The 14,276-nt window shown below is 62.3% G+C and carries 10 protein-coding genes; 8 read left to right on the top strand and 2 right to left on the bottom strand.

Features of this window, described 5'->3' with window-relative positions; translation table 11 throughout:
- Window positions 1-3 precede the first annotated feature (3 nt).
- Window positions 4-732: a DNA repair protein RecO gene (gene recO / locus J3364_RS18205; protein ID WP_349559625.1), complete on the top strand. Its 729-nt coding sequence runs from the start codon at window positions 4-6 to the stop codon at window positions 730-732.
- Window positions 722-1,462 carry a pyridoxine 5'-phosphate synthase gene (gene pdxJ, locus J3364_RS18200; protein WP_123635819.1) on the top strand — a complete coding sequence of 247 codons (741 nt, stop codon included), beginning with the start codon at window positions 722-724 and terminating at the stop codon, window positions 1,460-1,462. The genes recO and pdxJ overlap by 11 nt, the downstream gene beginning before the upstream one ends.
- A 20-nt stretch (window positions 1,463-1,482) precedes the next feature.
- Here pdxJ and J3364_RS18195 read toward each other — a convergent pair whose 3' ends face one another.
- Entirely contained in the window at window positions 1,483-4,362 is a 2,880-nt protein-coding gene (locus J3364_RS18195; protein ID WP_349559624.1) for a response regulator, read from the bottom strand.
- A gap of 378 nt (window positions 4,363-4,740) precedes the next feature.
- On the opposite strand from J3364_RS18195, the gene cysM reads away from it, so the two are divergent.
- From cysM to J3364_RS18170, 5 genes are all read left to right on the top strand, one after another.
- Entirely contained in the window at window positions 4,741-5,634 is an 894-nt protein-coding gene (gene cysM, locus J3364_RS18190; protein ID WP_203142525.1) for a cysteine synthase CysM, read from the top strand.
- A gap of 52 nt (window positions 5,635-5,686) precedes the next feature.
- Entirely contained in the window at window positions 5,687-7,030 is a 1,344-nt protein-coding gene (gene rlmD, locus J3364_RS18185) for a 23S rRNA (uracil(1939)-C(5))-methyltransferase RlmD (protein WP_349559623.1), read from the top strand.
- 135 nt (window positions 7,031-7,165) lie between these two features.
- Window positions 7,166-9,406, top strand: coding sequence for a GTP diphosphokinase (gene relA / locus J3364_RS18180; RefSeq protein ID WP_349559622.1), 2,241 nt, complete (start codon window positions 7,166-7,168; stop codon window positions 9,404-9,406).
- Between the two features lie 14 nt (window positions 9,407-9,420).
- Window positions 9,421-10,278 (top strand): nucleoside triphosphate pyrophosphohydrolase, encoded by an 858-nt coding sequence (gene mazG / locus J3364_RS18175; RefSeq protein ID WP_349559621.1) that lies wholly within the window; start codon window positions 9,421-9,423, stop codon window positions 10,276-10,278.
- A gap of 271 nt (window positions 10,279-10,549) precedes the next feature.
- Entirely contained in the window at window positions 10,550-10,894 is a 345-nt protein-coding gene (locus tag J3364_RS18170) for a pilin assembly protein (protein ID WP_349559620.1), read from the top strand.
- A gap of 218 nt (window positions 10,895-11,112) precedes the next feature.
- Here the strand turns inward: J3364_RS18170 and J3364_RS18165 are convergent, their stop codons facing one another.
- Window positions 11,113-11,346: a hypothetical protein gene (locus J3364_RS18165; RefSeq protein ID WP_123635812.1), complete on the bottom strand. Its 234-nt coding sequence runs from the start codon at window positions 11,344-11,346 to the stop codon at window positions 11,113-11,115.
- 209 nt (window positions 11,347-11,555) lie between these two features.
- Between J3364_RS18165 and ppc the strand changes: the two genes are divergently transcribed.
- Window positions 11,556-14,198, top strand: coding sequence for a phosphoenolpyruvate carboxylase (gene ppc, locus J3364_RS18160; RefSeq protein ID WP_349559619.1), 2,643 nt, complete (start codon window positions 11,556-11,558; stop codon window positions 14,196-14,198).
- The last annotated feature ends 78 nt before the right edge of the window (window positions 14,199-14,276 follow it).

The following is a 14,276-nucleotide window of genomic DNA, read 5'->3' as shown; positions in this document are numbered from 1 at the left end:
GGCATGACTGACAGGGTCGACCAGGAACCCGGCTATGTCCTGCACCGCCGGAACTACCGTGAAACCAGCCTGATGGTGGACCTGTTTTCCCTCAACCACGGTCGCCTGACGGTGGTGGCGCGCGGTGCCAACAGTCCGAAAAGCCCCCTCAAGGCGCAGCTGCAACCGTTCCAGCCCATGCTGCTGGCTTGGCAGGGGCGCTCCGACCTGAAAACGCTGACCTCGGCCGAAAGCCGCATGGGTCCGGACCTGCGCCGGACCGAGCGGCTGTACTGTGGCCTCTATCTGAACGAATTGCTGCAGCGCCTGCTGCCCCCGGCAGAGCCCTTCCAGACCCTGTTCGCCCACTACATCGAAACCCTGGATGCCCTGGCCGAAACGGACGATTTCGAACCCACCCTACGGCGCTTCGAGTGGCGCCTGATCGAGGCGATGGGCTACGCCTTCGACTGGGCGATGACCATGGATACCGGCACGCCCGTGACGGCCGGCGGTGACTACTACTATGATCCGGAGCAGGGATTGCAACGCGAACCCGGTCCCGGCAGCCTGCTGCGGGGCTTGCGTGGTGAGGTGCTGCTGGAGCTGGCGGATTACCGGCTGGAGTCTGTGGAAGCCCGGCGCACGGCCAAACGCGTGATGCGGGTGCTGATCGATCATCTCTTGCAGGGGCGACCGTTGCACAGCCGATCCCTGTTCACTCAATCGCGAGGAGACAAGCATGAATCCTAGAGTGTTGCTGGGCGTCAACGTGGACCACGTGGCGACGCTACGCCAGGCCCGTGGAACCCGCTACCCGGATCCGGTCCAGGCCGCCCTGTTGGCAGAAGAAGCCGGTGCCGACGGGATTACCATTCATCCGCGGGAGGATCGGCGCCACATCCAGGATCGGGACGTGATGCTGATGCGGGACATGCTCAACAGCAAGATGAACCTGGAAATGGCGGTCACCGATGCCATGCTTGCGTTTGCCGAGCAGGTGCGTCCGCCGTGTGTGTGCCTGGTGCCGGAGAAGCGGGAGGAGCTGACCACCGAGGGCGGCCTGGACGTGGCCGGTCAGGAAGAGCGGGTGGCCCGGGCCTGCGAGCGGCTGGCGCGTATCGGCGCTGAAGTGTCCCTGTTTATCGATGCCGACCAGGACCAGATCGACGCCGCCGCACGTTGTGGCGCCCCGGTCATCGAGATCCACACTGGTCACTACGCCGACGCGGAAACGCCCGAGGCCGTGGAAGCGGCCTTCAAACAGGTGGCCAATGGCGTTGCCTATGCCCGCTCACTGGGACTGATCGTCAATGCCGGTCACGGCCTGCACTATCACAATACCGAACGGGTGGCGGCGATCCCGGGCATCAATGAGCTGAATATTGGCCACAGTATCATTGCCCGAGCCCTGTTCACCGGGATGAAAGAGGCCGTGCGGGACATGCGGGCTATCCTCGACAAGGCCGTCGAGTCTCGTTAGCCGACAGGACGCTCGCCCGGTCAGGTCGGGTCGGCGGTGGCGCCGACCTGGCCGCGGAACATGCCCTGCCAGTCCGTCTCCTCGGACCAGATCAACAGGCGGTCGATGGCCGCCATCAGCGAACGGGTCAAGGGTTCGCGTTCATCGCTGTCACGTTTGATGGCCGTTTCCAGTGTCTCCGCGATACTGCGCAGTTCCGGTACCCCGCAGTAGCGGGTGGCGCCGTGCAGCTTGTGTACCCGCTCCAGCAATTCGGCATGGTCGCCTTTCTCAAGCAGTTCCCGAATGCTGCTCTGGTCGAACGTCACCTGCTCCAACAGCATACTGAACAGCTCCTCGGCCAGATCCGCCTTGCCGGCGGCGAGTCGAATACTCTCTTCAATGTCCACGCAGGGCAGCTGTTTCTCCCGGCTGGATGGGCGAATGCTGCGCTGCTGGGTCTCGTGTCGCGAGGTCGTGGGCCGTTCGTCAACGATGCCTGGACCGCGGTAGCCGGTGTGCCGGTACAGGGTGTCCAGCAATTGCTGGTTGCTCACCGGCTTGGCCAGGTAGCCGTCGAAGCCCTGGCGCAGCAGGCGATCCTTCTCTTCCGACAGCGCGTGAGCGGTCAGGGCAATGATGGGCACTGGCGGCTGCCGGTCGTCCAGGTGGCGGATGCGGCCGGTGGTTTCCAGCCCGTCCATGCCCGGCATCTGCAGGTCCATGAAAATCAGATCGAAGCGGGTCTGGCGCGCCTTGCTCAGCGCCTCGAAGCCGCTGGTCGCGCCTTCCGCATGCACCTTGCAATCGGCCAGCAGCGTCAGCACCAGCTTCAGGTTGGCGTCGTTGTCGTCCACCGCCAGGACGCGGGGCGTCTGGTCCGATGCGGGCGGCGGCAGCTCGGCCGGCCGGTTGTCGGGCAGCGCCTGATCCGGGGCGTGGGTGCCGTGAATCAGCATGAACAGCTCGTCGTAAAGGCGGTCACGGCACACCGGTTTGGATACATGCCCGCTGGAAACGCCGGCGAGATGGCCGTCCTGATCGTCCAGGGTCGGTGTCAGCAGCAGGGTGCGGCAGTCCCGCTCCACTTCCAGCGTATGGAACATTTCCCGGTACTGGCTGGAGTGCAGGAGGTGGCGGGTGACGCCGATCATGGCCACGGCGTAGCCGCGGTTTTCGTACTGGGCCTGTTCCACCTTCTCCAGCAGATCGCCGGGTGAGGTGGCTTCGTCCACACTGATGCCCCAGTCCCGCAGCAGGTGCGTCACCGACAGGGCGGTGGTTTTCTGCTGCTCGAGGTAGATCACCCGCTCGCGTTGCAGGCCATCCCGCGGTGCGGGCGGCTCGGCATTGCGGGCCACTTCGGTGGCCAGGGTGAACCAGAAGGTGGAGCCGCGGCCAAGCTCGCTGTCCAGTCCGATGTCGCCGCCCATCTCTTCGACCAGGCGCTTGGAAATCACCAGCCCCAGGCCCGTGCCGCCATACTGGCGCGCGGTCGACGCATCCGCCTGGCTGAAGGCGTTGAACAGGGATTGCTGCTGTGCCCGGGACAGCCCCACACCAGAATCGGTGACGCTGAACCGCAGAACCACGCTGAAGCCTTCGGCATCCTCTTCCTCCAGGCTGGCGCGCAGGACCACTTCGCCCGTCTGGGTGAACTTGATGGCGTTGTTGACCAGGTTGGTAATGACCTGTTTCACCCGTAACGGGTCACCCATCACCGTGTCCGGCACGTCGCTGTAGATCAGCGGCACCAGGTCGAGGTTCTTGGCGTGGGCGGCGGGGGCCAGCATCACCATGACTTCCTCGATGGTATCGCGCAGGCCGAAGGGAATGCGGTCCAGCACCAGTTTGCCGGCCTCGATCTTGGAGAAGTCGAGGATGTCGTTGATGATGGTCAGCAGGATTTCCGAGGACTTGCGGATGGTGTTGAGGTGGTCCCGCTGCTGCTGGGCCGCCGGTGTTTTCAGCAGCAGTTCGGTGAAACCGATGATCCCGTTCAGCGGCGTGCGGATCTCGTGAGACATGTTGGCCAGGAATTCGGACTTGATGCGGCTGGCTTCCAGCGCTTCCTTGCGGGCCAGGTCCAGTTCGATATTCTGGATCTCGATGGTCTCCAGGGTTTCCCGCAGATCCTCGGTGGCCTGGTCAATGTTCTGCTGCATTTCCGCCTGGGCTTCGCTGAGCTCCTGGGCCATGGCGTTGAGGCCGGACTCCAGCTGCTCGAACTCCGGTCCGGCCCGGGTGTGGACGCGGGTCTTGAGGTCGCCGCCCTTGAGCTTGGCGACCGCCGAGTTCAACTCGAAAATAGGGTCAGTCACGCTGCGACTCATGCGCAGGGCAATCAGGACATTCAGCGCGATTCCACCGAGGATGAGCAACAGGCTGATCAGCAGGGCCTTGTAACGCTCGGCGTCGGTACGGGTGTGGGACATTTCCACGGCTGCCCAGCCAATCGGCTCGACGGCGCTGGGGGCGGTCTTGCGGGACTCCATATCGAGCATGCTGTCGATCATCAGGTCCTGCAGGAATACTGGGGCGATAAAGACAGAGCTGTTCTCGCCGGGCAGCGTCATGGTTTTCTTGTCGGTCAGCTTTTCATCACCGATTTCGTCGGACAGGCTGGGACCGGTGTGCAGCAGGCGTTTGCCCTTGGCGTTGAAAAAGGTAATGGAGCGAACATCCTGCTCTTCGAACAGCGCATTGGAGAGGTTGTTCAGCAGGCTGCGGTTGCCGGTGAACATGCCGTATTCAGAGGCGGCGGCCAGTTGCCGGGACAGGGATTCGCCGCGGTCCCGCAGCAGGTGCTCGATGTTGCCGACCCAGCTCTGGGTGAAGAAGATCCCCAGAATCAGCGTGGTGAGGATGGTCGGCACCAGCGTGACAAAAATGACTTTCTTGCGAATACCCCAGCGTCGCATCGTGCGCTTCCTGATTCCGTCAGCAGGCCTTGTACCGGTTCGTCCATGAGCCTTCCGGAAGTACAAAGCGTCGTCCCTGATTCTTATTGGCACTTCGGCGTCGGGTGATTCGACCACCGGCAAGCCATACTCTCTTGATCGTGAACCCCGACAGAATCGGGAATCGCATCACCGGTCACCCGGCCAGGTAACCGAAAGCCATTTCGCCAGACCCGCTTAGAACCTGCAGTCATTTTAGTAGCGACAAGCTGTATTGGGATACCGGCTGCGATGCGCGTATGATGCGTCGTCAGAGTGTATCACAGCTTGCGGCGGCTGCCGGTGGACCGAACCGACAGTTTTTCCCACAAGTTATTGCTGTCAGGAGTCCGAAAATCCATGCATTTTCCCACCATTGAAGACTACGTCGGTCATACGCCCCTGGTGCGCCTGCAGCGCCTGCCGGGTGACACGTCCAATGTGATTCTGGCCAAGTTGGAAGGCAACAATCCCGCCGGCTCGGTCAAGGACCGGCCGGCCATCAGCATGATCCAGGAAGCCGAGCGCCGTGGCGACATCAAACCGGGCGATACCCTGATCGAGGCGACCAGTGGTAACACCGGCATTGCGCTGGCCATGGCAGCGGCCATCAAGGGTTACCGCATGGTGCTTATCATGCCGGCGAACATGAGTGAGGAACGTCGGGCGTCCATGCGGGCTTACGGGGCGGAGATCGTCACCGTGAGCAAGGAAGAAGGCATGGAAGGGGCCCGCGACCTGGCGGCCCGAATGCAGCAGGAAGGCAAGGGGCGTGTGCTCGACCAGTTCGCCAACCAGGACAATCCGCTGGCCCACTACCGCACCACCGGGCCGGAAATCTGGGAGCAGACCCAGGGGCGGATCACCCATTTTGTCAGCTCAATGGGAACCACTGGCACCATTATGGGTGTGTCCCGGTACCTCAAGGAGCGCAATCCGGATATCCAGATCGTCGGGTTGCAACCTTCGGATGGTTCCTCCATTCCGGGCATCCGCCGCTGGCCCCAGGAATACCTGCCCAAGATCTACGATGCCGCCCGGGTCGATCAGGTGCTGGATGTCGACCAGAAAGACGCTGAAGACACCATGCGGGCGCTGGCCCGTGAAGAGGGGATCTTCTGCGGTGTCTCTTCCGGCGGGGCCATTGCCGCCGCGCTGCGCCTCTCGGAGCAGGTTGAGAATGCCGTCATCGTCGCCATTATCTGTGACCGGGGCGACCGGTATCTGTCCACCGGCGTTTTTCCCGGCGCCTGACGTTGAAAGAGGCGGGCCGAAACCGGCCCGCCAAGCCTGACCGGAATACCTGATGAGTAAACGACGTAGAAGAAAAGTCCTGCCTGCCGAACCGATCCACTGCCAGATTGAAAAGCTGAGTCACGATGGCCGGGGGATTTGCCACCTCGACGGCAAGACCCAGTTTGTGGATGCCGCCCTGCCGCGCGAGTCGGTGATGGCCAAATACGTGAGCACGCGCCGCAGCTTCGATGAGTTGCGGGCGCTGGAGGTGCTCGAGGCGTCGCCGGAACGTGAGACGCCGCCGTGCGAGTACGCCGATCTGTGCGGAGGCTGCAGCCTCCAGCATATGGCGCCGGATGCCCAGATTGCGTTCAAGGAACAGACGCTCAAAGAACACTTTGCCCATTTTGGGGGCATTGAGCCGGAAGAGTGGATCGCGCCGATGCGCTCGCAAGGACTGGGTTATCGCCGCAAGGCTCGCCTGGGTGTGCGCTTCGTGCCCAAGCGCGACGCTGTTCTGGTGGGTTTTCGGGAGAAGCGCAACAGCTTCCTGACCGATATCGACCGCTGTGTTGTGATGGATCCCCGCATCGGCGAGCGGATCAGCGACCTGCGTGAACTTTTTTACGGCATGGAGGCCTATCGTACCATCGCTCAGGTGGAAGTGGCCTGCGGTGACGATGTGGCCGCCATGGTTTTCCGTAACATGGAGGCCCTGTCTGAAAGCGACACGGACAAACTGATCGCTTTCGGAAAGGCGCATGAATTGCATATCTATTTGCAGCCGAAAGGGCCCGATACGGTTCACCGGATCTGGCCGGAGAGCGCGGGGCGGGATGATGAGCGTCTGTCCTATCGACTGGATGATTTTGACGTCACCCTGCAGTTCCACCCGATGGACTTCACGCAGGTGAATGCCGAGATCAATCGCAGCATGGTGCGCCAGGCGCTGGACTGGCTGGCCCCGCAGGACGACGAGCGGGTCCTGGACCTGTTTTGCGGTCTGGGTAATTTTACGCTGCCATTGGCCCGCAAGGCGGGCCAGGTCGTTGGCGTGGAAGGCGACGATGCCATGGTGGTGCGCGGCCGGGAAAACGCCGAGCTGAACGGTCTGGACAACATCCGTTTTCACGGTGCCAACCTGCAGGGCGATTTTACCGGCGAGGCCTGGGCCGCCGAGGGGTTTGACAAGATCCTCATCGACCCGCCCCGGTCCGGTGCCCAGGAAGTCTGTGAATACCTCACGGCTTTCGGGGCCCGCCGCATTGTGTATGTATCTTGCAACCCGGCGACACTCGCCCGGGATGCCGGCGTGTTGGTGGACAAGGGCTATCGTCTGGTCAAGGCCGGGGTGATGGATATGTTCCCGCACACCACGCATGTTGAATCAATGGCCCTGTTCGAGCGCGTTTAACGCGGTCTCGACGCCAAATACAACAACACGGGGCCGGTGTTGCGAATGCCCTGGGAGGCTGCGGCTGGCGGTACAGGCGCCGCCAGGTAACCAGTCTTCCTGTTCGCGACAGTCATAAAGGGAAAGTGGACCGCTATGGTGAAGGTTCGAGAAGATTACGCCGTGACCACGGATGGTCAGGTGGACATCGAAGGTTGGGTCCGGCACATCCAGGCCCAGACCACCCTTGAGGATGTGGATCAGTTTCGTCGTGCCTGCGAGAAGGCCGCGCTCATCGATCTGCAGGCCGTTCGTGAAGACCGGTTGTGGGCGCCGGGTGCCAGCAGTTTTCGCACCGGCGTCGAGATGGCCCAGGTGCTGGCGGAACTGCACCTGGACCAGACGGCCCTGGTCGCCGCCATCCTGTATCGGGCGGTTCGTGAAGAGCGGGCGACCCTCGAGGAGATCCGCGAGGAATTCGGCGACGATGTCGCCCGTCTGATCGACGGTGTCCAGCAGATGGCCGCCATCTCGTCCCTGCACCATCCGCTCAAGGGCAACGTGCTGGGCCAGAGCCAGGGGCAGCTGGACAACGTCCGCAAGATGCTCGTGACCATGATCGACGATGTCCGTGTGGCCCTGATCAAGCTGGCGGAACGGACCTGTGCCATCCGGGCGGTCAAGAGTGCGCCCCCGGAAAAGCGTATGCGCGTGGCCCGCGAAGTGTTCGACATCTACGCGCCCCTGGCCCACCGCCTGGGAATCGGTCATATCAAGTGGGAACTCGAGGACCTCTCGTTCCGCTACCTGCACGAATCCGCCTACAAGAAAATCGCCAAGCTGCTGGACGAAAAGCGGCTGGACCGGGACCAGTATGTCAAGCGGGTCCTGGCGGACATCAAGCACGAGCTGGATCTCGCCGGTATCCAGGGGGAACTGTCAGGCCGGGCCAAGCATATCTACAGCATCTGGCGGAAAATGCGCCGCAAGGGCATCGATTTCAGCCAGGTCTACGACGTGCGCGCCTTCCGGATCCTGGTGCCGACGGTGCGCGACTGTTATTCCGCCCTCGGCATCGTGCACAGTCTCTGGCGGCACATTCCCAACGAATTTGACGACTACATCGCCAGCCCCAAGGAAAACGGATACCAGTCCCTGCACACCGCGGTGATCGGGCCCGAAGGCAAGGTGATGGAAGTCCAGATCCGGACCCGCGCGATGCATGAAGAGGCCGAGCTGGGCGTGTGCGCCCACTGGCTCTACAAGGGCATGGATACGGGCAACAAGTCCACCGGTTACGAGGCCAAGATCAACTGGCTGCGCCAGGTGCTGGAATGGCAGGAGGATCTGGGGGACCTGTCGGGCCTGGTGGATCAGCTCAAGACCGACGTCACGCCGGACCGGGTCTACGTCTTCACGCCCGAGGGTCACGTGGTGGATCTGCCCCAGGGCGCGACACCGGTGGACTTCGCCTACCGGGTGCATACCGAGGTGGGGCATGCCTGCCGCGGGGCCAAGGTGAACGGGCGCATCGTGCCGTTGACCTACCCGCTGAAGACCGGCGACCAGGTGTTCATCCTGACCTCCAACAATCCGGCGCCCAGCCGCGACTGGCTGAACTCCAGCCTGGGCTACATCCAGACCTCGCGGGCGCGGGCCAAGGTGACCCACTGGTTCAAGGAACAGGACCGCGATCGCAACGTGATCGATGGCCGGGCGATCCTGGAAGACGAGTTCAAGCGCCTGTCGATCCACGAAGTGGATCTGACCCAGCTGGCGCAGAAGGTCAACTACCAGGCCGCGGACGACATGTTCGCCGCCGTCGGGGCCGGCGACCTGCGCCCGACCCATGTGGCCAACATCGCCCAGCAACTGGTGGAGCCTCGTCGTCAGCAACTGGACCTCAAGCTCCAGGGCACCCGCCACCAGACCTACGATGCCGATTCGGACATCCAGATCCAGGGCGTGGGCAAGCTCAAGACCCAGGTGGCCAAGTGCTGCAAGCCGCTGCCCGGCGACCCCATCGGCGGCTACATTACCGTGGGGCGGGGCGTGACCGTGCACCGGCAGGATTGCCTGACGTTCCTGCACCTGCGCGAGTACGAACCGAACCGCATCATCGAGGTGAACTGGGGCGGTCGCCAGGAGGCGGTCTACCCGGTAGACATCGAGATCGAGGCGTACGACCGGTCCGGTCTGTTGCGGGACATCACCACCATCCTGGCCTCGTCCCGGACCAACGTGCTGGCGCTGAATACCCTGTCCAACAAGGACGACAATTCCGCCACCATGACCGTCACCGTCGAGATCGAAAGCCTGGAGCAGCTGGCCAAGCTGCTGGCCCAGATCCGCAACCTGCCCAACATCATGGGCGTTCGACGCAAGCGCAGCCAGTAATCGTGGAGTGAAGCATGTCCCGAACCTATGACATCGACGACCTCAAAACACTGATGGCGCGCCTGCGCGATCCGGAGATCGGCTGCCCGTGGGACTGCAAGCAGGACTTCCGCAGCATCGTGCCCCACACGCTGGAAGAAGCCCACGAAGTGGCCGACGCCATTGAGCGGGAAGACTATCCCCACCTGAAGGACGAGCTGGGTGACCTGCTGTTCCAGGTGATCTTCTATGGCCAGCTGGGGGCGGAAGCGGACCACTTCGATTTCGATGCCGTTGTCGATCACCTGGTGCGCAAGCTGATCCGTCGTCACCCGCACGTCTTTCCCGAAGGCACGCTGGAAAGCCGGGTGGACCCGGACAACCGGCCCACCGACGAGCAGATCAAGGCCAGCTGGGAGCGCATCAAGGCGGAAGAGCGGGCGGCCAAGCCAGAGCCGGTCGCTGAGACCAGCCGGCTGGACGGCATTGCCGGGTCGTTGCCGGCAATGGTACGTGCCGAGAAGTTGCAGCGCCGGGCGGCCAGCCATGGCTTTGACTGGCCCGACATTGAACCGGTCTTCGACAAACTGCACGAGGAAATCGACGAGCTCAAGGAAGCCTGGGCCCACACGCGGCAGCACCCTGAGGATCGCGATGCGCTGGAAGACGAGCTGGGGGATCTTTTATTCGTGTGCGTGAATCTGGCACGCTTCCTGAAAGTCAATCCGGAACAGGCGCTGAGACGCACCAATCGGAAATTCGATGCACGCTTTCGGGCCATCGAGCGGGAGCTTGCCTCACAAGGTCGCGAATTCGATGACCAGACACTCGAGCAACTGGATGCCATCTGGCAATCCGTGAAGGGTGTCGAAAAGGCCGCGAACGACAGCTGATGTGCCACCCGGTCTCACTGCTGAATACCGTTACGCAGGGCGTTGATTCGGAAGCTGACTAGGTACAATCCGTAACGATATCACGCAGTAAGCCGCATATCGTTCAGCTACACTTTCAGTACGCGTCACCGGTTATCCACCGGGATTGCGACATCCGTTACGTCAGAGTGGCTTTGTCCTGACGCAACGCTCAAATAAGAAGTACACCGCAAAGGCACTCAAAAGGTACCTGCGCGGTCTTGATCGAGCACTGAAGCGGGAGCGTTGAACCATGAAGATCAAGGATCTGGTGAAGTATTGGGATAAGCATGCACGTGGTCGCCTGAGCCGGGACACGTTTGAAGCTGCGCTGTCTGAGCAGCATCAGGCCCGCCTGGAAAAGCTGGCCGAGCTTTACCCGATGAAGTCGCCACAAGACCTGATCCGTGACCTGGTCTCTGCCGCACTGGACGAGCTGGAAACCAGCTTCCCCTACGTCCAGGGCAGCAAAGTGGTAGCCTTTGATGAAGATGGCTTCGAAATCTATGAGGATGAAGGCCTCACGCCAAGATTCGTCAGCCTGAGTCAGAAGCACATGCAGGATCTGAAGGCGCGGCAGCTCGAAACCGCCGCCTGAAGACCTGAAAGACCAGTAACAAGCCAGCCCGGTGGCTGGCTCTCTCCCTTCGGGGTCGCCGGCCGGCGGCCCTGAGAAGCACACGACTCTCTCGAATAAGTCCCCGAACGATGGATACCCATATCCAGCGAGCTCGTCTCGATGCGTCGTCATACCGGGTATTGGAAGGGGTGACCGGGGTGCAGGCGCGCGCCCCGGAGTAAAAGCATTCCTGTCTCTTACTTCTTCACGGATTCCAGCTTGCCTTTCAGCGGCGTTTGCCGGGTCAGGTCGTCCAGGGCGGCGCCGATCATGTCGTTCAGGATGTCGGTTTCGGTCCGGTCCGGGTACAGCTCCGCCAGGGCCGCGATACGGGCGGCGTCTTCCAGCGGAAGGCGCAGGGTATAGCTCTGGGGCCGTTCGTCTTCTTCTTTCTTGCCTTCCCAATGTGCGGGCAGGTCAGTCACTTTCATGGGTTGTCCTCACGTTTTTCGCGGCGATAGTACGCTTCCAATAAACACCTTTGAGGTCGTGATTTCAATCGAATGAATCAAGGATGTATTTTAGCAGCCTGTGATGATGTGGCGGTAACAGGCTGTTATATTGAAATGCGATTTGCTTCACAGAGGGCTGGCCGGTGATGGGGTAGCCCGGAAACACGAGAGAGGGACGATAGCGCATCATGACCGAACTGCATCCAGATCTGAGGGAAAATGTCCGCATGCTGGGCGAGCTACTGGGCGACAGTATTCGTAAATTCCCGGGCCAGGACTGCTTTGACCTGATTGAGGAAATTCGCGCCGCTGCCAAGGCCGACCGGCGCCAGGAAAGCGGTTCCGGCCAGCGGCTGGAAAAGCTGCTCAGCGATCTCAGTGACGATCAGATGCTACCGGTCACCCGCGCCTTCAGTCAGTTTCTCAATCTGGCGAACATCGCCGAGCAGTACCACGGTATCCGCCGCAAGCAGGGTCACCACGCCGATATGATGGTGGAATCCCTCGGCGATGTGTTCCAGCGTCTGCTGGAGCAGGGCGTCGATCAGGACGAACTGCATCGCCGGGTCACCGAGCTCAGCATCGAATTCGTACTCACGGCGCACCCGACCGAGGTCACCCGTCGCACGCTGATCCTCAAGTACGATGAAATCTCCAACTGCCTGGGGCAGCTGGATCACGACGACCTGCTGCCGGTCGAACGCAATGAAATCACCACCCGACTGCGACAGCTGATTTCCGAAGCCTGGAATACCGATGAAATCCGCTACCAGCGCCCGACTGCCGTGGACGAAGCCAAATGGGGCTTTGCCGTCATCGAAAACAGCTTGTGGGAGGCTCTGCCACGCTTCCTGCGCAGCCTGGATCGCTCCCTGCGCGAGGCAACCGGTAAGGGGCTGCCCATCGATGCCGCACCCATCCGAATCGCCTCGTGGATGGGTGGCGACCGGGACGGCAACCCCAACGTGACCCATGAAGTGACCCGCGAAGTGTTCTGGCTGGGCCGCTGGATGGCCGCTGATCTCTACCTGCGGGACATCCAGACCCTGCGCGCCGAGCTGTCCATGTGGGAAGCGACGGACGAGCTGCGCGCCCAAGCCGGTGAGACCCGCGAACCCTACCGGGCAATCCTGGGCCAACTGCGTGAGCGTCTGCTGAAGACCCGGGACTGGGCCGAAGCCTGCGTCAACGGCGAGCCGGCGGACGATAGCGATATCCTGTTCGGAAATGAGGAACTGATCCGACCGCTGCAGCTGTGCTATGACTCGCTGGTGGCCTCCGGCCTGGACGAAATCGCTGATGGCCTGCTGCTGGACACACTGCGTCGCGTACACACCTTCGGCTTGCCGTTGGTGAAGCTGGACATCCGCCAGGAGGCCGGCCGCCATGCCGAGGCGGTCGCCGAGATCGTCAGCGAGCTGGGGCTGGGCGACTACAGCAGCTGGGACGAGACCCAGCGTCAGGAATTCCTGGTTCGGGAGCTGCAGAGCCGCCGGCCGCTGGTGCCGCGCCACTGGAATCCCTCGGACAATGTCCGGGAGGTGCTCGACACCTGCGCCGTGGTGGCCAAACAGACACCGGAATCCCTGGGCTCCTACGTGATTTCGATGGCCAGCCAGCCGTCGGACGTACTCAGCGTCATCCTGCTGCTGCGGGAATCCGGTATGCAGCACCCGATGCGCGTGGTGCCGCTGTTCGAAACCCTGGATGATCTGCGCGGCGCGCCAGCGACCATGACGGCGCTGTTCAGTGTCGACTGGTATCGCCAGTACTGTGCCGACCGCCAGGAAGTGATGATCGGCTACTCCGACTCCGCCAAGGATGCCGGCCAGATGATGGCCGCCTGGGCCCAGTACCAGGCTCAGGAAGCCCTGACGGATGTGGCCGCCGAATACGGTGTGCACCTGACCCTGTTCCACGGCCGTGGCGGCACCGTCGGTCGGGGCGGCGGTCCGGCCAACCGGGCAATCCTGTCGCAGCCGCCGGGTTCGGTAAACGGCAGTTTCCGGATCACCGAGCAGGGCGAGATGATCCGCTTCAAGTTCGGTCTGCCCAAGTTGGCGGAACAGAGCCTGACCCTCTACGGCACCGCCGTGATTGAAGCCACGCTGGCGCCGCCACCCGCCCCGGAAAAACCCTGGCGGGACATGATGGACTGGCTGACCGAACGGTCGCTCCAGGCCTACCGTGAAGTGGTGCGTGAGAATCCGGATTTTGTGCCGTATTTCCGTCAGGCAACACCGGAGCAGGCGCTGGGCAAACTGGCGCTGGGCAGTCGTCCGGCGCGTCGTAAACCGACCGGCGGCGTGGAAAGCCTGCGGGCGATCCCCTGGATCTTTGCCTGGACCCAGATGCGCATGATGCTGCCCAGCTGGCTGGGTAGCGATGTGGCCCTGAAAGAGGCCGCCGAGGCCGGGCATGAGCCGATCCTGCGCGACATGATGGCTCGCTGGCCGTTCTTCAAGACCTATGTCGATATGCTGGAAATGGTGCTGGCGAAAGCCGACCTGCGTATCGCCAGCTATTACGAGGAAACCCTGGTGGAGCCGGCCTACAAGCCGCTGGGTCAGGATCTGCGGGAGCGCCTTGCCGGCTGTATCCGTCATGTGAAGACACTCAAGCAGCAGGACGAACTGTTGCTCGATGAGCCGGTGTTTGCCCACTCCCTGCGGGTGCGCAATCCCTACACCGACCCGCTGCACTACCTGCAGGCGGAGCTGTTGCGCCGTGACCGGGAAGGTGAGGGGCAGGGCAAAGTGCCCGAACAGGTCGAGAGGGCGCTCAAGGTCACCATGGCGGGGATCGCCGCGGGGATGCGGAATACCGGCTGACCGGTTGCAAAGACGAGCCGGGCCGTATCCCGAACCCATCGGTTTCGGTTACGCTTGGGTTATGTAGGTTTGTATGAC

The organism is Marinobacter sp. NFXS9 (assembly GCF_040148665.1).
In the GTDB taxonomy this organism is placed as follows: domain Bacteria; phylum Pseudomonadota; class Gammaproteobacteria; order Pseudomonadales; family Oleiphilaceae; genus Marinobacter_A; species Marinobacter_A mangrovi.
The sequence above is the reverse complement of the archived record's forward strand: the minus strand, read 5'-3'. Positions and strand labels throughout refer to the sequence as shown.